The sequence below is a fragment of the Xanthomonas sp. NCPPB 3959 genome (assembly GCF_056675575.1).
Map to the genome: position 1 here is coordinate 1 of NZ_JBWWVR010000012.1, position 21,704 is coordinate 21,704.

General features: G+C 65.7%; 15 protein-coding genes and 2 pseudogenes. 5 read left to right on the forward strand and 12 right to left on the reverse strand.

The window, feature by feature from the left end; all coding sequences use genetic code 11:
• Positions 1–207: 207 nt before the first annotated feature.
• The 7 genes from betA to AC1KVG_RS14735 form a co-directional block, all read right to left on the reverse strand.
• Positions 208–1,878 carry a choline dehydrogenase gene (gene betA / locus AC1KVG_RS14705; RefSeq protein WP_481094874.1) on the reverse strand — a complete coding sequence of 557 codons (1,671 nt, stop codon included), beginning with the start codon at positions 1,876–1,878 and terminating at the stop codon, positions 208–210.
• Positions 1,879–2,037: 159 nt separating this feature from the next.
• Positions 2,038–3,510 (reverse strand): betaine-aldehyde dehydrogenase, encoded by a 1,473-nt coding sequence (gene betB, locus AC1KVG_RS14710; RefSeq protein ID WP_481094875.1) that lies wholly within the window; start codon positions 3,508–3,510, stop codon positions 2,038–2,040.
• Positions 3,511–3,550: 40 nt separating this feature from the next.
• The gene (gene betT / locus AC1KVG_RS14715) at positions 3,551–5,530 is read right to left on the reverse strand and encodes a choline BCCT transporter BetT (protein ID WP_481094876.1); all 1,980 of its coding nucleotides are present in this window, start codon (positions 5,528–5,530) and stop codon (positions 3,551–3,553) included.
• A 136-nt stretch (positions 5,531–5,666) separates the two neighbouring features.
• The gene (locus tag AC1KVG_RS14720) at positions 5,667–6,404 is read right to left on the reverse strand and encodes an endonuclease/exonuclease/phosphatase family protein (protein ID WP_043889741.1); all 738 of its coding nucleotides are present in this window, start codon (positions 6,402–6,404) and stop codon (positions 5,667–5,669) included.
• A gap of 49 nt (positions 6,405–6,453) precedes the next feature.
• On the reverse strand, positions 6,454–7,269 hold the full coding sequence (locus AC1KVG_RS14725) for a thiol:disulfide interchange protein DsbA/DsbL (protein WP_481094877.1): 816 nt from the start codon (positions 7,267–7,269) through the stop codon (positions 6,454–6,456).
• Between the two features lie 91 nt (positions 7,270–7,360).
• The gene (locus AC1KVG_RS14730) at positions 7,361–8,011 is read right to left on the reverse strand and encodes a thiol:disulfide interchange protein DsbA/DsbL (protein WP_481094878.1); all 651 of its coding nucleotides are present in this window, start codon (positions 8,009–8,011) and stop codon (positions 7,361–7,363) included.
• Positions 8,012–8,104: 93 nt separating this feature from the next.
• The gene (locus tag AC1KVG_RS14735) at positions 8,105–8,905 is read right to left on the reverse strand and encodes a c-type cytochrome (RefSeq protein ID WP_481094879.1); all 801 of its coding nucleotides are present in this window, start codon (positions 8,903–8,905) and stop codon (positions 8,105–8,107) included.
• A 144-nt stretch (positions 8,906–9,049) separates the two neighbouring features.
• On the opposite strand from AC1KVG_RS14735, the gene yihA reads away from it, so the two are divergent.
• A complete protein-coding gene (yihA, locus tag AC1KVG_RS14740; protein WP_006451633.1) occupies positions 9,050–9,673 on the forward strand; it encodes a ribosome biogenesis GTP-binding protein YihA/YsxC in 624 nt (207 codons plus the stop codon).
• Positions 9,674–9,840: 167 nt separating this feature from the next.
• Here yihA and AC1KVG_RS14745 read toward each other — a convergent pair whose 3' ends face one another.
• Positions 9,841–10,821: an MBL fold metallo-hydrolase gene (locus AC1KVG_RS14745; protein ID WP_481094880.1), complete on the reverse strand. Its 981-nt coding sequence runs from the start codon at positions 10,819–10,821 to the stop codon at positions 9,841–9,843.
• Between the two features lie 104 nt (positions 10,822–10,925).
• A complete protein-coding gene (locus AC1KVG_RS14750; RefSeq protein WP_481094881.1) occupies positions 10,926–11,762 on the reverse strand; it encodes a helix-turn-helix transcriptional regulator in 837 nt (278 codons plus the stop codon).
• Between the two features lie 366 nt (positions 11,763–12,128).
• Here AC1KVG_RS14750 and AC1KVG_RS14755 point away from each other — a divergent pair, with 366 nt between their 5' ends.
• Entirely contained in the window at positions 12,129–13,493 is a 1,365-nt protein-coding gene (locus AC1KVG_RS14755) for a glutamate--cysteine ligase (protein WP_481094882.1), read from the forward strand.
• A gap of 248 nt (positions 13,494–13,741) precedes the next feature.
• On the opposite strand, the pseudogene AC1KVG_RS14760 reads toward AC1KVG_RS14755, so the two are convergent.
• The 3 genes and pseudogenes from AC1KVG_RS14760 to AC1KVG_RS14770 form a co-directional block, all read right to left on the reverse strand.
• Positions 13,742–14,821 (reverse strand): annotated as a pseudogene (locus AC1KVG_RS14760) (ATP-binding protein); the annotation flags it as partial.
• A 62-nt stretch (positions 14,822–14,883) separates the two neighbouring features.
• Positions 14,884–15,250, reverse strand: a pseudogene (locus tag AC1KVG_RS14765) (two-component sensor histidine kinase); the annotation flags it as partial.
• Complete coding sequence (locus AC1KVG_RS14770) at positions 15,247–15,966, reverse strand: response regulator (RefSeq protein ID WP_095575415.1); 720 nt, start codon at positions 15,964–15,966, stop codon at positions 15,247–15,249. The gene AC1KVG_RS14770 and the pseudogene AC1KVG_RS14765, both read right to left, overlap by 4 nt.
• Positions 15,967–16,103: 137 nt before the next feature.
• Between AC1KVG_RS14770 and AC1KVG_RS14775 the strand changes: the two genes are divergently transcribed.
• From AC1KVG_RS14775 to AC1KVG_RS14785, 3 genes are all read left to right on the forward strand, one after another.
• The gene (locus AC1KVG_RS14775; RefSeq protein WP_481094883.1) at positions 16,104–17,204 is read left to right on the forward strand and encodes a glycosyltransferase; all 1,101 of its coding nucleotides are present in this window, start codon (positions 16,104–16,106) and stop codon (positions 17,202–17,204) included.
• Positions 17,205–17,414: 210 nt separating this feature from the next.
• Entirely contained in the window at positions 17,415–17,738 is a 324-nt protein-coding gene (locus tag AC1KVG_RS14780) for a hypothetical protein (RefSeq protein WP_481094884.1), read from the forward strand.
• Between the two features lie 258 nt (positions 17,739–17,996).
• Complete coding sequence (locus AC1KVG_RS14785) at positions 17,997–21,593, forward strand: PAS domain-containing sensor histidine kinase (RefSeq protein ID WP_481094885.1); 3,597 nt, start codon at positions 17,997–17,999, stop codon at positions 21,591–21,593.
• Positions 21,594–21,704: the final 111 nt, after the last annotated feature.

The following is a 21,704-nucleotide window of genomic DNA, read 5'->3' on the forward strand; positions in this document are numbered from 1 at the left end:
CTCTTACGCGGCATCCATGCCGCGTAAGGTCCCGCGACGGTGGGCGGGCAAGGACCAGTCGAGATGCTCGGTGCGCATGGTTTTTAACAAAGCAGCCAGCAAACTCCTGGTGCGGTGAGGGCACCGCGCCCTCGACTACCCAGGTTTACGGCCGCAGCACTTACCAGTTCACCTTGCGAGCAGGTTAAATCGCGGACTAAATACAGATCACCCACGCACAGGCGCATCGCCCGCCACGTAGTAGTCCGCCGTACTGCGTGGCAATGGCGTGCGGCCACGCATGCGGTCGGCGATCTTCTCGGCGATCATGATCGTGGTGGCGTTGAGGTTGCCGGTGATGATGCGCGGCATGATCGAGGCATCGATCACGCGCAGGCCTTCCATGCCGTGCACACGGCCTTGTCCATCGACCACCGCCATATCGTCGGTACCCATCGCGCAGGAGCAGGAGGGGTGATAGGCGGTTTCTGCGCGCGCACGCACGAAGGCGTCGAGTTCGGCATCGGTCTTGCAGTCCGCACTCGGGCTGATCTCGCGGCCGCGGTAAGCGTCCAGTGCGGGTTGGGCGATGATCTCGCGGGTGATGCGGATCGCATCGCGAAATTCCTGCCAATCCTGATCGGTGGATTGGTAGTTGAACAGGATCGACGGATGCTGGCGCGGGTCGCGCGACTTGGCATGCACGCGTCCACGGCTAGGTGTACGCATCGAGCCCACATGCGCCTGGAAACCGTGTTCCTTCACCGCATTGCTGCCGTTGTAATTGATCGCGACGGGGAGGAAGTGGTACTGGATGTTGGGCCAGTCGAATTCCTCGCGCGTGCGAATGAAACCGCCGGCTTCGAACTGATTGCTGGCGCCGGTGCCGGTGCCGGCGAACAACCACTCCGCTCCGATCGCCGGTTGGTTCCACCACTGCAATGCCGGATACAACGACACCGGCTTGGTGCAGGCGTACTGGATGTAAACCTCGAGGTGATCCTGCAGGTTTTGGCCAACGCCGGGCAGGTCGTGCACCAGTTGCACGTCGAGCGCACGCAGCAGATCAGGTGCGCCGACGCCGGAGCGTTGCAGCAGCTGCGGCGAGGCGATTGCGCCTGCGCACACCAGCACTTCGCGGCGTGCACGCGCGTCGATGCCTTCGCTGCTGTTGCCGACCAAGTAGTGCACGCCAATCGCGCGCTTGCCGGCAAACAGGATGCGATCGGTGGTGGCATGGGTGACGATGTGCAAGCCATCGCGCGGACGTGCCATGTCCAGATAGCCGCGCGCCGTACTTGCGCGACGCCCCTGCGGCGTCACCGTGCGGTCCATCGGCCCGAAGCCTTCCTGCTGATAGCCGTTGAGATCGTCGGTGCGCGGGTACCCGGCCTGCACACCGGCATCGACCATGGCCTGGAACAGCACGTTGTTGTCGTTCTTCGGCGTGGCCACGCTCACCGGGCCTTCGCCGCCGTGATAATCGTTTGCGCCGATGTCGCGGGTCTCGGCCTTGCGGAAGTACGGCAACACATCGCGGTAACTCCAGTCTTCCAGGCCCGGACGCTTGGCCCAGTGGTCGAAATCCAGGGCGTTGCCGCGGATGTAGCACATGCCGTTGATCAACGATGAACCGCCCAGCCCTTTGCCGCGCCCGCACTCCATGCGCCGGTTGTCCATATGCGGCTCCGGCTCGGTTTCATAGGTCCAGTTATAGCGGCGTCCCTGCAGCGGGAAGGCGAGTGCGGCCGGCATCTGGGTGCGGAAATCTAGCCGATAATCGGGCCCGCCGGCCTCCAGCAGCAACACGCTGACGCCCGGGTCTTCGGTCAGGCGCGCGGCCAGCACGTTGCCTGCCGAGCCGGCGCCGATGATGATGTAGTCGTATTCGCGTTGCATGGGGTTCTCCTGTTGCGGCGCCGGCTTGAAGCGGCTTTCAAAACGATTGCGCAGTGGGGCATCGATGCCTGTGCCCGAAACGGCAGCACTGGCCGCGCACTGCGGCTTGTGCATGTCGCCGATGGCGTTGGCGACTGCCTGCCAGGTGGTGTCAGCCGCTCAAAACACCGACGCGTAGCGTTCCAGTTCGACCTGGACAGACTTGGTACGCGTGTAGGCCTGCAAGGTGGCCAGCCCGTTTTCGCGACCCACGCCGGATTGCTTGTAGCCACCTACCGGCATCGGTGCCGGCGATTCGCCCCAGGTGTTGATCCAGCAGATGCCCGCTTCCAGGCGATGAATCAGACGATGCGCGCGTGCAAGATCCGGCGTCACCACGCCTGCGGCCAGGCCGTACGTGGTGGCATTGGCGCGTGCGATCGCTTCGTCCTCGTCGTCGTAGGTGAGCAGGCTCAAGACCGGCCCGAAGATTTCTTCGCGCACGATGGTCATCACGTCGGTGCAATCGCTGAAGATGGTCGGTGCCACGTAGCAGCCTTGTGCCAGCGCACCATCGCGCAGACGCTGCCCACCGCACAGCAGGCGCGCGCCTTCGGCCTTGCCCTGTTCGATGTAGTCGAGCACGCGCTGCATGTGCGCGGCGCTGACCATCGGGCCGAAGGTGGTGCGCGCATCCAGCGGGTCGCCGATCTGGATGCGTTGCACACGTGCCAGCAGTCGCGCTTCGAAGGCGTTGCGCAGGGCGCGCGGCACGAACACGCGCGTGCCATTGGTGCACACCTGCCCGGAACTGTAGAAGTTGGCCATCATGGCGATGTCGGCAGCCAGGTCCAGATCGGCATCGGCGCAAACGATCAGCGGCGACTTGCCGCCCAGTTCCATGGTCACGTCTTTCAACGACGAACTCGATGCACTGGCCATCACCTTGCGCCCGGTCGCGGTGCCGCCGGTGAAGCTGATCTTTTCGATCTGCGGATGTTCGGTGAGCGCAGTGCCCACACTGGCCCCGTCGCCGGGCAGCACGTTGAACACGCCATCGGGCAGGCCGGCTTCGGTGAAAATTTCGGCCAGCTTGAGTGCGGTCAGTGGCGTCACTTCGCTGGGTTTGAAGATCATTGCGTTGCCGGCCGCCAGTGCAGGTGCGGCCTTCCACAGCGCAATCTGGATCGGGTAATTCCACGCGCCGATCGCGCCCACCACGCCAAGTGGCTCGTGGCGCGTGTAGAAGAAGCTGCCTTCGCGCAATGGCACCTGCACGCCCTGCAGCGCGTGCGCCACGCCTGCGTAGTACTCCAGTACATCCGCACCGGTGACGATGTCCACGCTGCGGGTTTCGCTCAGCGGCTTGCCGGTGTTGAGGGTTTCCAGTTCGGCCAGTGCGTCGTTGCGCTCGCGCAGCAACGCCACCGCGCGCAGCAGGATGCGCGAGCGTTCCACCGTGGTCAGTGCCGCCCATTGCTGTTGGCCGGCCTTGGCGCTATCTACCGCCGCGTCCAGATCGTCGGCACCGGCGTTGTGCACATTGGCCAGTACCTCGCCGGTGGCGGGGTTGACCACCTCGAAGGTGTGGCCGCCGCGGGCGGGAACATAGCGGCCGCCGATATACAGCAACTGGTCGGGAAAACGTGGCATGACAAACCTCCTGTGGGGCGCACGCGGCAGCGGCGGCACCTCAGCGCGTGAGATGCAGGAACTGCAGGTGACGCTCGTATTGATCGATGATGTCGTTGATGATCTGCTCGCGGCTGTAACCGACCAGGTCGTAATCCTGGCTGCCTTCGTACAGATACACCTCGGCGCGGTAATAGCGTTGGTTGCGTAGGCGTTGCGCGGCGAAAGACGGCGTCAGGTAGCCGCGCATCACCACCTGGTAGCGAAAACCTTGCTGCTCGCCGTGATCGACGCTGATCTCCATATCGTCGTCGTCGAGCCGGCTGCTGACCTGCCAGCCTTCTTCCTGCAATTGTGTGGTGACCGCTTCGATCGCCGGGCGCACCTGGTCGTGCATGAAGCGATACACCTCATCACGCGCCGGGAAATGCATCGCCTGGCCCAGCCGCTGACGCCAGCCGCGGTGATGCCGCGATTGCCCGATCAGCGGGCTGGGGCTGTAGAGCTGCGCGCGTTTGCGCTGCGATTCTTCGCTGAGCGCGCGCGACAAGCCCCATGCCATCAGCAGCAACACCGCAGAGAACGGCAGCGATGCCAGCACCACCGCCGATTTCAATGCGTCCATGCTGCCGGCAAGCAAGAGACCGGCGGTGACCACGGCGGTGAGCACGCCCCAGAACACGCGCAGCCAGCGCGGGCCATCGTCGTGCGGCTCGCCTCCATGCGAGGACAGCGTGGACAACACCACCGTGCCGGAATCGGCGGAGGTGACGAAGAAGACAAAGCTGACCGCCACCGTCACCGTGATCACCGTGCGGCTCCACGGATAGCCCTGCAGCAGCGAATACAGCACCGTCTGCGGCGCATCGATGGCCTGTTGCGCCAGCGCACCCTGGCCGTGATGCAGCAACTGATCCAGCGCGCTATTGCCGAAGATCGACAGCCACGCCAGAGTGAAGCCGAGCGGGATCAGCAGCACCCCGAGCACGAACTCGCGAATGGTGCGGCCGCGCGAAATGCGCGCGATGAACAGGCCCACGAACGGCGCCCAGCCGATCCACCAGGCCCAATAGAACACCGTCCAGTTGCCCAGCCAATCGCTGCGCCCGCCGTAGGCATACACGTCGAAACTCTTGTTGACCACACTGCCCAGGTAGTCGCCCAGGTTCTGTATCAGCGCGTTGAGCAGATATTGCGTAGGGCCGGCGAACAGCATGAACAGCAGCAGCGCGATCGCCAGCAGCATGTTGATGTCCGACATCCAGCGCACGCCTTTTTCCACGCCGGACACCGCCACCAGAATCGCCGCGCCCATCATTGCCACGATCAACGCCACCTGCACCCAGTGCGTATGCGGCACATCGAACAAGGTGCTCAGCCCGGCATTGAGATGCAGCACGCCAAAGCCCATGTCCGCACCGATACCGAACACGGTGGCCACGATGCCCAGCGCATCCACGGTGTAACCGATCGGCCCGTTGATGCGCTTGCCGATCAGCGGATACAGCGCCGAGCGCAAGGCCAACGGCAAGTTGTGCCGGAACGCGAAGTAAGCCAGTGCCATCGCCGCCAGCGCGAACACGCCCCAGCCATGCAGGCCCCAGTGCAGGAACAGCAACTGCATCGCCTGACGTGCGGAGGCTTCGCCGCTGCCGGTGCCGCCTTGTGGCGGTTGCAGATAATGGGTGAGCGGTTCGGAGACGCAGAAGAAAAACAGCGTGATGCTGATGCCGGCGGCGAACAGCATGCCGGCCCAGGACAGATAGCTGAATTCCGGTTCGTCGTGGTCGGCGCCGAGCTTGATGTTGCCGTAGCTGGACAAGGCCACGCCGAGCACGAACACCAGGTACACCGTCATCGCCAGCAGGTAGTACCAGCCGACATTGCGCGAGGCCCAGGTCTGCGCATCCAGCAGCACGCGGCCTGCATCCAACGGAAACAACGACACCAGCAACGCAAACGTACACACCACCGTTGCCGCCAACACGAACACCGGACGCAAGGTGCGCACCGGTGCCAGTTGCGGCTCTACCGCACTCATACCAGCGCACTCATAAGAGGCGTGTCACGGACTGTGCTCCCAACGAAAAACCGCCTGCGTTATCGCACAGGCGGTGTCGAGGGGGTGTCATCGGTCGAGTTCGCCTATGCGAACCCGTAGCCACTTTTCGCGGTATTTAACGCAGCAACTGCGTCGGCACGCGGATATCCATGCCAACCGCCAGATGATCTGAAAACGCGGCGGGAATCGCTTCGATGCGTTCGATCGTCAGACTGTCGCTGACCAGAATATGGTCGATCGCCCGATCCGGGCGCCAGCTCGGAAAGGTGTGCACTTCGCAGCTTGGCGGTTGCAGGCGCGTATGCCGATACAGGGCCTGCATCTCCGGCCGGTCGGCCATGCAGTTGAAATCGCCCATCAACATTGCGTTTGGATGCTCGGACAACAACTCGGCGATGAAGGCCAGTTGCGCCATGCGCGAATTGGCGCCCAGCGACAGATGCGCCACTGCCACCGCCAAGCCGTCGCGGCCTTCGCCGAATTTGGCCAGCAGGATGCCGCGCCCGCCGATCCGGCCGGGCAGGGCATGGTCCTGCACTTCCAGCGGTTGCAGCTTGCTGAGCAAGCCATTCGCGCTGGAGGCCACCCCGCCCATGCGGCGGTTGGGCTGATGGCTCCAGTAATCGAAGCCGGCGCGCTCGGCCAGGTAGTGGGTCTGATTGGTGAAGCCCGAGCGCAGGCTGCCGGGGTCGGCCTCCTGCAAACCCACGATGTCGCGTTCGCCGGCCAGCTTGGCGATGCTGTCCAGGCTGGTACGCTTGCTGCCCAACGGCAGCGCGTGCGACCAGCTGCGGGTGACGTAATCGCTGTAGCGACGGGTGCTGGAGCCGGCCTGGATATTGGCGGTCAGCACCCGCAGGGTGCGCGAATCCGAAGCGTTCACTGGAGGGCGATCGCTCGGGTCACTTGGCCAGCGTGGCGCGTTCGCGCGCGATCAGGTGATCGGCGATACGCAGCATGTCCGGGAAGCTCTGGCCCTTGACCAGGTACTTGCCGTTGACGATCAGCGACGGGGTGCCGGTGAGCTTGCTGCGGGTTGCGAACTGCTTGGCGCGGTTGGTCTTGGCCGACACGCCGAAGCTGCTCATGGTGTCGATGAAGGTCTTCTGGTCCACGCCGTACTTGGCGTAGAACGCGGCGATGTCCTGCACCGAATCCTTGCCGCGCTCGCCCTTCAGGGTCTGGTCGACGTGGATGGCCTTGTACAGCGCTTCGTGGGTCTTCTCCTGCACGCCCAGCGTTTCGGCGGCGTAGAAGGCACGGCCGTAGTCGTCCCACGGGCCACCGAACATCGCCGGCACGTAGACGAAATGCACGTCGGAGGGCAGCCCGGCCTTCCACGGCCCGATCAGCGGCTGGAACGCATTGCAGGCAGGGCAGACATAGCCGAACACCTCGGCCACTTCGATCTTGCCGGCGGCCTGCTGGTACGGCTGGCCACCTTCGATATCCAGATAGTCGGTGCCGGCGACCGGCTCGGGGCCGTTCGGTGCACGTGGGGCGGCGCTGGGTGCGACGGCGGGGGCCGTGCTGGCGCTCTCGCCAACGGCCGGCGGTGCGGCGGGGTCTGTGGCCGGAGCGGCAGCGGCCGGCGCAGGCGCGGTGTCAGCAGCCGGCGTGGCAGCGGCAGGTGCGGTGTCGGACGAACCGTCCTGGGCCTTGCAGGCGACCAGGATCGGCAGCAGCGCCATCAGCGTCAGGGCGAAGCGGGTCTTCATCGGATTGGATCTCCAGCGTGGGGCGAGAAAAGGGCCGGACGGCCGCGGGGCGCATGATGCCACGGGCGGCCGTCGGTGGCGGTTACGCGGTTCAGCGCTTGGCAGGCGCAGCGTGCTCGCGGGCGATCAGATAGTCGGCCACGCGCAGCATGTCCGGGTAATTGCGCGCGCCGATCAGATAGCGCCCGTTGATGATGATGGCCGGGGTGCCGGGGAGCTTGCTGCGCTTGGCGAAGTCGCGCGCGGCATCGAGCTTGGCGTCTACCGCCGCGCTCTTGTAGGTCTCGACGAAGCGCTGCTGCGGCACGCCGTAGTCGGCGTAGAACGCCGCCAGTTCTTCCGGTGCCACGTTCTGCGAGGGCACGCTCTGCTTTTCGTGGATCGCCTCGAACATGGCGCGATGGCTGCGCTTGGCCACGCCCAGGATGTCGGCGGCAAAGTAGGCACGCGCGAATGCGTCCCAGAACCCGCCGAATGCCGCCGGCACCGGGGTGAAGCGCACATAGGACGGCTGCTTGGCCACCCAGGCCTCCAGGGTTGGCTCGAAGTGCGCGCAGTGCGGGCAGGTGTAGCCGAACACCTCGGTCACTTCGACCTTGCCGGCTAGCGGCGCGTACGGCTGGCCGCCGTCGATCACGATGTAGTCGTCGCCCTCGACCGGCGGGGTGTTCTTGTCGGCAGCGCAGGCCACCAGCGGCAGCAGGATCAACAACAGCAGGGACAGACGGGAAAACAGCTTCATGCAGGCTCCGTGGGGATAGGGGGAGGACGGGAAACGACGACGCCGGTCGCGGGACCGGCGTCGTGAAGCGGTGTGGCAGCCGTGGCGTTCAACTCATGAGCGTGCGGGCGTCCCGGCAGCGGGTGCTTGCGCGGAGGCCGCATCGTCGGCGCGGTCGTGCAGGCCTTGCAGATAGCTGGCCAGCGCCTGGATCTCCTGCTCGGTCAGCGGGTGCGCCACCTGCGCCATGATATTGAACAGCGCCGGGTTGCGCTCCTGGGTGGTGCCGGCCTGGTATTCCTTCAGGCGCCGTGCCACGTACTCGGCATGCTGGCCGCCCAGGCGCGGATACGCCGGTCCCGGATTGCCGCTGCCGGACGGCCCGTGGCAGGCCATGCAGGCCGGCACGCCGCGTGCGATGTCGCCACCGTGGTAAAGCTTCTCGCCGACCTCGTAAAACTTCAGGCCCTGGTACGGCCCCTCGTTGACCACCGCATCGTCGGCCACGCCGGCGGCAGACTTCTGGGTGGCGAAGTAGGCGCCCAGGTCGCGCATGTCCTGCGCAGAGAGGTCCTTGACGAACGGCACCATCACCGCCGCCATGCCGCTATTGCGCTCGCCGCTGGCGATCAAGGCCACTTGATGCGCCACGTAGCGCTCGGTCTGGCCGGCGATGCGCGGGTACATGGCGACGGCCGGGTTGCCGTCCGGGCCATGGCAGGCCGCGCAGGCAGCGGCCTTGGTCTGGCCCGCCTTGGCATCGCCCCAGGTGGTCTTGGACAGGTCCACCTCCAACGGCGCAACGCGCACAGGTGGCGGATCGGGGATCGGCGTCACCGCCGATTGCGCAAACGCCACGGCGGCAATAACCGGCACGGCGAGGGCGGCGAGGACAAGCACACGAGCATGGCGCATCAGCTAAAGCTCCGTATGGACCCGACCTGCGCGCGTTTGAGGCTGGCTGTGGCAGGCGTGCTTCGATTATCGACACGCCTTTGCGCCAGGGTCAACGAACAGTGCAGCAAAACCGCCAGGCGCCGAACGTGCGATCCTAGGGGGATGTCGCTCCTTATCGAACAAGCCCGCTACCACCTGTCCGCCCATAACGCCCGGCAATTGCCGGACGATGGCGGCTACGAGGTCGCCTTCGCCGGCCGCTCCAACGCCGGAAAATCCAGCGCGCTCAATGCGCTGACCCGCCAGAACGCGCTCGCCCGTGTGTCCAAGACGCCTGGTCGTACCCAGCAGCTGGTGTTCTTCCAGATCCAGCCCGAGCGCTGCCTGGTGGATCTGCCCGGTTACGGCTACGCCAAGGTGCCGCAGGATCTGCAGGCGCACTGGCAGGCCTTCATCGACCGCTATTTCCGCACCCGCGAGGCCTTGCGCGGGCTGGTGGTGGTGATGGATATCCGCCACCCGCTCAAGGATTACGACCTGCAGATGCTCGGCTATGCGGCCGAACGCGGCCTGCCCGCGCACGGGTTGCTGACCAAGGCCGACAAGCTCGGCCGTGGCCAGCAGATGCAGACCCTGCAGAAGGTCAAGAAAGAAGTGACCTCGCGCTTTGGCGACAGCGTGACCGTGCAGACCTACTCCGGCGAATCGCGCCAGGGCGTGGACGAACTGCGCGGCATCGTCGGCGGCTGGCTGGGTCTGGATGGCGCGCCGCCTGCGGCGGAGTGAGCCGTGAGCCGTGAGCCGGGCCGGGCCGGGCGCCATGACGCCTGGCCCGGCGGGCAGTCCAGAATGGCGAGCCAGAGCTCGCCGTTTTTATTTGCGGCATCGGTATCGGGGCCGGGCGACGCCGGGCTGCGCTGCGGGACAGGGACCTTGCCTGGGTGCCCCATCGCTCAAGGCGTCGCCGGCACGGGGCCGAATTCGGTCGGCACCCAGGCGAACGCGTTGCCCTCGCGGCGCACATGACCCAGGCCCGGGAACGGCAGATGCGCGCCGGCCACCCACCAGCGGCCGTCGGCGGCCTGCGCCAGCATGCTGCGGCGTGAGGCAATGGCCTTGCTACGGTTGCTGTCGGCCTCGAACGATGCGTCTGGCTGGGCAAACTGCACGGCGTGGTAGTGCAACACATCGCCCCACACCAGCAGCGTGTCGCCGGCGCCGCCGTCAAAGCGATACGACACGTGGCCTGGGGTGTGGCCCTGGCTGTCCAGGGCAGTGATGCCGGCCGGCAATGCGGTCTTGCCCGGCTGGAAACGGCGCAGCCGACCCTGGGCCTGATAGGGCGCTGCCGCCGCGCGCGCCAGCGGAAAGGCGAACTGCAGCATCGGCGCGGCACCTGCCTCCGAAGCGGGATCCAGCCAGTACGCGGCATCGGCGTCGGATAGCCACACCGTGGCGTTGGGAAATGCCGGGGTGCCCTGCGCATCGAGCAGACCGCACAGGTGGTCCGGATGCGCGTGGGTGAGCAGCACATCGTCGACCTGGGCCGGGTCGTAGCCGGCGGCGCGCAGGTTGGTCAGCACTTGGCCCAGGCCGGGACCAAGGCACCGGGCAGTGCCGGTATCGACCAGGCTGAGGTGGCTGCCGTCCTGGATCAGATAGGCGTTGACTGCCGTCTGCAGGCCCTTGTCGTCTTCGGGCACGTAGCCCTGCGCGAGCAGGCGGTCGCGCTCTGCCGGGTCCACATTGGACAGCTGTTGACGCGTCAACGCGACGCTGCCGTCGAACAACGCAGTGACGCGCAGCGTGCCGATGCGCTGCAGGTAAAAGCCGGGAACCTGTGGATGGGTGGACGCGGGCGCAGCGGCGTGCGCCAGCGTGGCGCTTGCGGCGAGCAATAGCGGCGCCAGCGAACGCAGTACGGAAACAGACATGAGCAACTCCAGGGAAGGCGGCAACCGCCGCGATGTCGCCATGCTGGCGGCAGCGACTTGCGCGATTCGCTCATTGCGCTGCGCGAAGCGCTCGCTGCAGCGATCTAGCGGCTGTTGCCGATGCTGGCCGGATCCAGCCCGTAACGCTGCTGGAAGCGCTGACTGAAGCTGCGGGTGGAGCGATAGCCTGCACGCGCGGCCACGGTCTTGAGCGGCCAGCGTGTGGTGTAGAGCAGGGCCATCGCATGCGCGAGCCGCGCGTCGGTGATCAGCTCGCGCAGCGAGCAGTGTTCTGCGGCCAGATGCCGGCGCAAGGTGGCGCCACTGATGCCCAGGCTGTCTTCGACATCGCGTGAGCGCCAAGCTCGCTGTGGCTGCGCGGTGATCAACGTACGCACCTGCGAGGCAAGACTTGGTGCGGGCGGCAACAGCAGGCCGCCGTGACCACGGCGGCACAAACTGATGACCAGCGAGGTCAGCGCCAGGCGGGCTTCGGTATACAGGCCGTGTTGCAGCGCATCGCGCCATTGCCGCAGCGTCTGGTCGAAATCGATCGCCGGCAGCCGCGCGATGGCGTCGCCGGCCTCGGGCAGCTGCTCATTCCACAATGCGCGCGCAGCAGCAAGCGCCTCTTCGCAGAGGGGCACCACCGCGCTCAGGTAGAGCCCGGTTGATGGGTCGGGCGTGTTGATCACATCGATCCGGCAACGGCGCGTCACCAGGAACAGGTCGCCCGGCACGAACTCCAGCGATTGGGTCGCGGTCCGCACGTGTTTGCGGCCCTGCAGCAGAATCGCAAATTGCGCCTGGGTCAGGTCCACCGAGCGCGCGCCGTGTGCGCGCCGCGCGCTCACGCAGGCAAAGCCTTCGGCGCGCTCGCAGTGCATCAGGCTGGCCATCTGCGCAAGCAGGGCGTCGGTGGGTGTGGGCGCAACAGTCATGGCCGGGCGATGCTACAGGATCGTGTACGCATGTCTTTGGCTGGAACAGCGCCGCGGTTGCCGCGCTATTGCACGCATGGATGCTGGCCTCGCATGGCCATCTGGCATCTTGAGGACTGCGGTGCTGCCCGACCTTGACCAGCCCCGGCCATGCCTGCGCTTGTCGCTGTGAGCGTGAAGTCCCGGCAGGTGATGCCAGCGCGACGGTGGGTGTTCGCCTGCATCTGCATGCAGTAAGCATGGATGGAAATCTAAGACCCGGCCGATGGCGGCAATTCTTCCATGTTGGGCGGTTATAGTGCGGGCCTTGCGGTGGCTGGGGAGGATCCCCACATCGTTCCCCTCAATTTTTCTGCGAGCCTGCCCTTGTCGAGTCCCAGCCACGTTGCCGAAACGCCGATCACCGAACGCGCGGAGCTGGTCCAGGTACTTGCCTCCGGCGAAAAGCCCAGCGCGGACTGGCGGATCGGCACCGAGCACGAAAAGTTCGGCTTCCAGCTCGACGACCTGCGCGCGCCCACCTTCGAAGGTGCGCGCGGCATCCAGGCGCTGCTGACCGGCTTGACCCGCTTCGGCTGGGAGCCGGTGCAGGAAAACGGCCACACCATCGCGCTGCTGCGCGACGGCGCCTCGGTGACGCTGGAGCCGGCCGGGCAGCTGGAACTCTCCGGCGCAGCAGTGGAAACCCTGCATCACACCTGCGTGGAAACCGGCACCCATCTGGACGAAGTGGCGCAGGTGGCCGGCGAGTTGCAGCTCGGCTTTCTCGGCATGGGTTTCCAGCCGAAGTGGCGCCGCGATGAAATGCCGTGGATGCCCAAGGGCCGCTATCAGATCATGAAGAACTACATGCCCAAGGTCGGCTCGCTCGGCCTGGACATGATGACGCGCACCTGCACCGTGCAGGTCAATCTGGATTACGCCACCGAAGCGGACATGGTAAAGAAGTTCCGCGTGTCGCTGGCGCTGCAGCCGGTCGCCACCGCGTTGTTCGCCGATTCGCCGTTCACCGAAGGCAAGCCCAACGGTTACCTCAGCTACCGCTCGCACATCTGGACCGACACCGACGCCGATCGCACCGGCATGCTGGACTTCGTGTTCGAAGACGGCTTCAGCTACGAGCGCTACGTCGATTACCTGCTCGATGTGCCGATGTATTTCTCCTACCGCGACGGTGTGTATGTCGATGCCAGCGGGCAGAGCTTTCGCGATTTCATGCAAGGCAAGCTGCCGGCATTGCCGGGTGCATTGCCGACGCTGCGCGACTGGTCGGACCACATGACCACCGCGTTCCCGGAAGTGCGTTTGAAGAAGTATCTGGAAATGCGCGGCGCAGATGCTGGCCCGTGGGATCGGCTGTGCGCGCTGTCGGCGTTCTGGGTGGGGCTGCTATACGACGACACCGCGCTGGATGCGGCCTGGGATCTGGTCAAGGACTTCAGCCCTACCGAGCGTCACGCGCTGCGCGATGGCGTGCCCAAGCATGCGCTCGGGCTGCCGTTCCGTAACGGCAAAGTGCGCGATTTGGCCGTGGAAGCGGTCAAGATCGCGCGCGAAGGCCTGCGTCGGCGGGCGCGTTTGAATGCCGACGGTCAGGACGAAACCGGCTTTGTGGATGTGATCGCCGAGATCGCCGAGAGCGGTGTCACCGCCGCCGAGCGCAAGCTGGCGCTGTATCACGGTGCATGGAACGGCGATATCGATCGGGTGTTCCGCGAGTTTGCGTACTGAGTGAGTAAGCGTGGGTTGAAGGGCTGCGGTGGGTTGCCGATGTGGCGCGCCGCTGCAGTTCTGCCCGACTTGACCTGAGTGCGATGAGGCGCCATTAGCTGCCGCCTCATCGCGCACGCGGTGCTCCGGCGACCTCCCGTCGCGGCGATCTCGGTAGCGTGACACGCAGGCGATGGCATCACGCGCGCGCTGCCGCACTCGCAATCAGCGCGTCCGGGTCCGGTAAAGACCCTCGATCCGATCCAGGCTTAGCGCCGCTCCGGCATGCACGGCAGGCGCACCGTCACCCGCAGCCCGCCGCCGGCACGATTGTCCAGGCGCAGATCGCCGCCATGCGCCAGCACGATGCTGTGCGCCACCGACAGGCCTAGCCCGATGCCGCCGGTGTCGCGGTTGCGCGAGGACTCGCCACGTACGAACGGCAGCAGCAACTGTTCGCGCTGGGTCGGGTCGATGCCGGGGCCGTCGTCGTCGATCCACAGCACGCCGTCTTCGCCGTCACGCTGCAACTGCAGGCGCGCGCGTTTGCCGTACTTCAGTGCGTTTTCCAGCAGGTTCATCACTGCGCGCCGCAAGGCGAGCGGGTCGCCGTCCAGGGTGATCTCCGGGCCGGGCAGCAGTTCGGCCTCGGCGCCGATGTCGGTGGCGTTGTCGACCACGCTTTCCACCAGCAGGCGCAGATCCAGCGGCGCGCGTTCGCCGCGGTGGCGATCGTTCTGGATGAAATCCAGCGCGGCGGAAATCATCGCCTTCATCTCGTCGATGTCGGCCAGTGCCTTGTCGCGTAGCGGAGGCTGCAGGCCGTCCAGGCGGAACGACAGGCGCGCCAGCGGCGTGCGCAGGTCGTGCGCGATCGCTGCCACCATGTGGGTGCGCTCGTTGATCAGGCGGTTCAGGCGTGCCTGCATCGCATTGAACGAGTCGGCCGCGCGCACGATCTCCGGCGGGCCGCTGCGTTGCAGTGCAGCGGCATCCGGGTTGCGGCCCAGCCGGTCGGCGGCTTCGGCAAAGCGCTTGATCGGCGCCGACAGCGCACGCGAGAACCACCACGCCAGCGGCACGTTGGCTAGCAGGCCTGCCAGGAACAGCAGCACCACGTGGGTCTTGAACTCGGCCGACAACCGCCGTGGCGGCGATTCCACCGTGCGCCAGCGGCCATCGGGCTGCTGCAGCGCGGCGGTGAAGCCGTCCAGCAGTGGCACGCCCGGGGTCAGCCGCTCGCTTTCCCAGGCGCCGGGGGCGTCGTCCGGGCGCAGTCCGTTGCCGAACGGCGAGGCGCCGGGATGGCGATCGCGGTGCCAATCCCCCGGCTCTGGCGGCGATCTCTGCGAGGTAGCGCGGCGATTGCCGGCAGGGCTGCCATCGCCGTCATTGGCCGCGGACGCCTGCGGTTGGCCCGGCAGCGACATGCCGATGCGCGGGCCCGGGCGATCGTCGGCGCTGCGGTAGAAGCGCACGCGCTGCTCGGGCACATCCAGCCAATGGGCAAGCAGCATTTCGGCAAACGCATCGCGCACCTGGCCTGCTGGCGGCAGCGGGGACTGCGCGGACTCGCGCACCGTCAAGGTCTGGGTGCCGGCCGGCATGCGCGTGGACAGCAGCGCCACCACCTCCGGTGGATGCACCGGCGGCTCGTAGACCGGGGTGCGCATCACCAGCAGCGCGATGCCGACCGCCTGGGCGGTGAGCAGGGCCACCGCCAGCAATACGAAGGTACGCGCAAAGATCGACAGCCCGCGACGTGCCGGGTTGCTCACAGACGCGAGACGCCCGGCAGCAGCATGTAGCCTTCGTTACGCACGGTGCGAATCAACTCGGTATGCACGCGCTCGTTGATCTTGCGGCGCAGCCGGCTGATCTGGCTGTCGATGGCGCGGTCGTAGACATCGGTATCGCGGCCGCGCGCATAGTCCAGCAGTTGGTCGCGGCTCAGCACCCGCTGCGGATGCTCGACGAAGGTGCGCAGCAGCGCGAACTCGCCATCGGAGAGGTTGATGAAGATGCCGGTGGGGTCGCGCAGGTCGCGGCGTACCACATCCAGCCGCCAGCCGGCGAATTCGTAGACGTTGCCGCGGTGGTCGGCCTGCTCGTTGCTGGCCTGGCTGCGGCGCAGCAGGGCGCGCACCCGCGCCAGCAATTCGCGTGGATTGCAGGGTTTGGCCAGGTAATCGTCGGCGCCCACTTCCAGGCCGATGATGCGGTCGGTGTCGTTGCCCAACGCGCTGAGCATGATGACCGCGGGTGAACCGCGCTCGCTGGCCAGGGCCCGGGCCGCGCTCAGCCCGTCTTCTCCGGGCATCATCACGTCGAGTACGATGAGGTCCGGGCGGCGCTGCGCGATGCTCTTGCGCATCTCCGCCACGTTTTCGGCAACGTCCACCTGGTAGCCGTGGGCGCTCAGGAACTCGCCGATCAGCTTGCGCAGGTCCGGGTCGTCGTCAACCACAAGAACGCAGGGTTGTTGCAGGTCCATGGAGGTCATCGTCGGTGGCGCGGAGGTTTGGCCGCGCAGGGTAGTGGCTACCGGATACATGGTGCTCGCAGTTGCAAGGCTGGAGCACGCATCATAATGATTGAATTTGTCATCCATTGGCATACGTGTGACGCGACATGACAGAACCGGACATCGCCAAGGAAGCCATCACATCGACACTGTGCCGCTGCAACGGCGAGTGCGCGCATGACAAGGCGTTTCCGATGATGCGGGTGATCAGCCGCGACAACGGCGTGGGCCTGACCCGCGACATGGTGCTGATGGCGCAGACCCTGCGTGCTGGCGGTGTGCCGGTACAGGAAGTGGGATTCACCAGCCAGCGGGTGCACGACACCCTGCGCGAAACCCGTCTGTGGGCCAGCCGCGCGCTGTTCGGGCGGGTGCCGGTGCAGATCTTTTCCGAACGTGTGTATGCGCGCTGCCTGCCGCTGGGCCAGGCCAACCTGCTGGTGCCCAATCCGGAGTGGATGCTGCCCAAGTGGCTGCCGCGGTTGCCGCGCTTCGACGCGGTGCTGTGCAAGACCCATCACGCCGAGCGGATCTTTCGCAATCTGGGCTGCACCACGCGGTTCATCGGATTCACCAGCCCGGATCGCTACGACCCACGGGTGCTGCGTCAACGTGCATTCTTCCATCTGGCCGGGCGCAGCACCGCCAAGGGCACCCGCGTGCTGCTGGAGGCCTGGAAGCAGCATCCGGAGTGGCCGCTGCTGACCGTGGTGCAGAGCCCGCGCACCGCCGGCAAGCCGGTGGTTGCTGCCAACATCGATCACCGGGTCCGCTATCTCGACGATGCCGAACTGCGCCGGCTGCAGAACGCGCATCTGTTCCATATCTGCCCGTCAGAAGCCGAAGGTTTCGGGCATTACCTGATGGAAGCGTTGAGCGTGGGCGCGGTGACATTGGCGACCGACGGTGAGCCGATGAACGAATTGGTCAGGCCCGAGCACGGCGTGCTGATTCCGGTGGCCGACGTGCGCCAGCGGCGTCTGGCCTCGTATTACTACGTCGATGAGGCGGGAATCGCGCACGCGGTGGAAACTGCATTGGCGTTGCCACAGGCGCAGCTGGATCAGTTATCGGCCAACGCGCGTGCCTTCTATCAGGCCAACGATGCCGCATTCGCTGCGCGCTTTCGCGCTGCGGTGATGGCATCGCTGCCTGAAAATGCCGCTGACGCCGCCGTCAGCGTGGCACCGGCCGTCGTCGAGAACTGACGCGTTAGCGCTTGCGCGTTTGTGCAACAGGGATAGCGGCACGATCAGCGCATGCCGCCGCACGCCTGCGCTTGGCGGATGGCGACACGCGCGCGACACATGCGCGGCACACGCACATGCAAGGCTTTGCTGGACGAAAGCGCGGGCGTCGCCCGCTCTGCCACGTGCATGCACGACGCACACGTGTGCATCCATCCAGGGAGATCGACGATGGTCCAAACACGCCCCAGCTTTGCCGTCACCGCTGCGCTGCTTGCCGCACTGAGCATGAGCGGCTGCGCCAGCCTCTGCGGCGTTCCAGGTGGCGCGCCGCCGCTGCCACTGCCACCGCCACCGCCACCGCCATCTGCGCACGGCCATCATGGCCCACCGCCGCCGCACGATCCCGAATTCGATGCAGCGCTGCAGGCCTGCGCTACGGCGCAAGACATCGCGTTGCCGGTGCCGGATGCGCCACCGCCTGGGCCGCCACCGTCATCGTTGCTGCAATGCCTGGAGGAGGAGGGATTCGAGCCGCCACCGCGTCACGGCTGAGATCGATGCGCGCAGGTGCCTTGCCGCTAGCGGACGTTGCCGTAGAGCAGACTGGGTGTTTCGCCAGATAACGCTGCCAGCCAGTGACCACCACCTTGCGGTCGCGTCGGCTGCGCATCCAAAGACGCAGGCTTGCGCGTGCACCAGCACGGCAGATGTCGAGCACGCTACTACAGCCTCTTCGCTCGCGATTACGCATTGTGTCGCTTCACCCTTGGCGAGAGATCGGATAATGCGCGCAGGGAGAAACCAGTCACGATGAAACGTGCGCCTGGCGAACAGATCGACAACGTGGAACGTGTCGAAAGCGCTGCAAGCATGCTGGAAGAGCTGGCCGGCATGCGCAAGTTGCACGCGCTACAGGTCAGCCTTGCAGCGCAGAGCGAGATGCGTGTAGCGCTGCAGGACATCACCGCGCTTGCCTGCACGTTCGCGCGCACCGAGTGCGGTTGCGTGCAACTGGTCGACGAGCACAGCAACGACATGGAGCTGCGTGTCTATCGCGGGCACGACGAGCGCAGCCCGTTCGTGCAGCAGTTCTTGAAGGACGGTTTTCAGGCGACCTGCGATGCCATGCGCCGCGAGCGCCGGCAGCTGGTGATCGAAGACATCGAAACGTTCACCCCACTCAAGGGCACGCCGGATTACGAGGCCGCGCTGTGCAGTGGGATCCGTGCTGCGCAGTTCACGCCCCTGTTCAATCGTGCCGGCGTGTTGCTCGGTTTGCTCAGTACGCAATTCACCCTGCCGTATCGGCCGGCAGAGCACGAACTCAGGTTGCTCGAACTGCTTGCATGGACCGCCGCCGACTATGTCGAACGCAATCGTGCTCAGGCGGCGTTGCGGACCAGCGAGTCGCGGCTGGCCGCGTTGTCGCTGGTAAGTTCCGAAGTGCATTACCGGATGAGCCCGAATTGGGGCGAGATGCGCGCATTGACCGGTAAAGGCTTTCTGGCCGATGCGGTCAATCCCAATCGCGCCTGGCTGATGGATTACATTCCCGATGACGATCGGGCAATGGTGCGGCGAAAGATCGATGCCGGCATCCATGCAAAGACACCCATCATTTTCGAGCATCGGGTGCGACGTGCGGACGGCAGCCTGGCCTGGATCGCCACCAAGGGCGTGCCGGCACTGGATGCGGAGGGGAATATCACCGAATGGTTCGGCACCGCCGCCGACATCACCGCGCGCAAGCAGGCCGAACAACGCCTGCGCGATAGCGAGGCGCGGCTGGCGCTGGTGCTCGATCAGATTCCGATCGGCGTCGGTCTGTTCGATACGCAAGGCCGTTTCACCTACAAGAACCCGCAGCTGAGCGATCAGTTGACCGATCGCATTCCCTCGCGCGATAGCGTGCGCGCAGCCGAGTGGCAGGGTATCGACCAGCAGGGCAACCCGGTGCCACCGCAGCAGTTTCCCGGTGCGCGCGCGTTGCGCGGCCAAGACACCACAGCGCCGATCGATTTCCGCCACCTCGATGGAACCGCCGAATGTTGGTTGCGTGTCACTGCGGTCGCATTGCGCGATGGCAGCAGGGTGACCGGTGGGTTGACCGTGGTGCAGGACGTGACCGGACAACGCCGGGTGCAGGCGGAACTGGGCATGCTAGCCGAGCGTAACCGCGACATTCTGGAAAGCATTTCCGATGCGTTCTATGGCGTCGATGCGCAGTGGCGCTTTACCTATATCAATCGCAAGGCCGAGGCGCTGTGGGCGCGCTCGCGTGCGCAATTGCTGGGCAAGGTGATCTGGGACGAGTTCGCCGCGTTGATCGGCTCTGCAACGCACACCGCGCATTTGCAGGCCGCACAAACGCGGCAGATGGTCCGCCTGGATGTCGCCTCGCCGGTGCTGGGGCATTGGGTCGACATCAGTCTGTATCCCACCAGCGATGGCGGTATGTCGGTGTATTTTCGCGATATCTCCGACCAGAAACGTGCGCAGGAGCTGCTGCGTGCCAGTGAAGAGCGCTTCCGCACCGCACTGACGATCGAAACCGTGGGCGCGACATATTTCGATATGGATGGCCGCCTGACCGATGCCAACGATGCGTTCTTGAAGATGAGCGGCTACAGCCGTGCAGATGTTGAAGCCGGTACGCTCAACTGGCAGAACCTGACCCCGGCGACCGCGCGTGAGTTGACCGCGCAGGCCTTTCAAGAGTTGAAGGCCAAGGGCAGCACCACGCCCTATGAGCGCGAATATCTGCGCAAGGACGGCTCGCATCGCTGGGCGTTGTTCGCCGCCAAGCGGCTGCCGGATGGAACCGGTTTCGAATTCGTGCTCGACATCACCGACCGCAAGCTGGCCGAAGCGGCGTTGCGTGAGGTGCAGGATCGCAATGCCTTCTTGTTGAAGCTGTCCGATGCGCTGCGGCCGCTGAGCGACCCGGCCGCGATCCAGGGCAACGCCGCGTGCGTGCTGGGCGAGCATTTGCATGCCGGCCGCGCGTACTACGTTGAAGTGGATCGCAAAACGCAGCAGTACGTTGTCGAACGCGATTGGCATCAACCCGGCGAAACCAGTCACGCGCGGCGCTTCGCGCTGAGCGATTGGCCGATGCCCTGGCTGACCGACGCGCAGACATGGGTGGTGCGCGACACTGCCATCGATGCGGCATTGCCCGACGATCAGCGCGCGGCCTATCTGGGCAATGCCATCGGTGCGCTGATCGTGGTGCCGCTGATCAAGAGCGGCCAACTGGTTGCCAGCTTCGTGGTCAGTCAGCGCACTGCGCGCGATTGGACGGCCGCCGAGATCCGGCTGGCCGAAGAAACCGCAGAGCGCACCTGGGCGGCATTGGAGCGCGCACGCGCACAGGGCGCGCTGATCGAAAGCGAAGAGCGTTACCGCGTGATTCTTGAAAACGCGCTGGATTACGCGATCTTTACCACCGACACCAGCGGCTACATCCAGACCTGGCCCCCTGGTGCCGAAGCGGTGTTCGGCTGGACCGCCGAAGAAGCGGTGGGGCAACACATCGCCATGACCTTCGTTGCAGAAGATCGCCTTGCCGGGGTGCCGCAGCGCGAGATCGAACAGGCGCACCACACCGGCTTTGCCCCCAATGTCCGCTGGCATCAATGCAAGGACGGTCGCCGCGTCTTCATCGAAGGGGCGACCCGGCCGCTGCGCGACGCCGGTGTCGAGCCGCTGGGGTATCTCAAGATCGGCCAGGACGTCACCCGGCGCCGGGAGTGGGAAGATCGCCAGCAGGTGTTGCTGGCCGAACTGCAGCACCGCACGCGCAACCTGATGGGCGTGGTGCGTGTGGTCTTCAATCGCACCCAGCGCAGCAGCAAGACCATCGCCGAGCTGGCGCTGATCTACAACGACCGCCTGGACGCGCTGGCGCGCGTGCAGGGATTGCTCTCGCGCTTGAACGACGGCGATCGCATCCTGTTCGATGAGTTGATCCATGTCGAACTCTCGGCGATGGGCGCGATCGACGCGCAAGGCCAGGGTGAGCAGGTGGTGCTGGATGGCCCCAGCGGCGTGCGTCTGCGCTCCAGCACCGTGCAGACGTTTGCGCTGGCGCTGCATGAGCTGGCGACCAATGCCAACAAGTACGGCGCGCTCGCCCAACCTGGCGGCCAGCTGCAGGTGCGTTGGCGGCTGCTGCGCACCGGTAACGGCACGTGGCTGCGGATCGAATGGAGCGAAACCGGCGTGACCATGCCAACACCCGGCGAAGCGCCACAAGGTTCCGGGTACGGCCGCGAGCTGATCGAGCGCGCGCTGCCGTATCAACTGCAGGCCGAAACCACCTATGAGCTGGGCCCGGATGGGGTGCGCTGCACCATCGAGCTGCCGGTGTCGGAAAGCATGCGTCTGGAGGGAGATGAGGGATGACGCTGGATGCTGCACGTGCACATCAGCCACCGTCATGCTGCACTGCGGCCACTTTGCTGATTGCGGTCGCGGATTTCCTGCGCAGGGCACAAATTTTTGATCTGTGCGTGC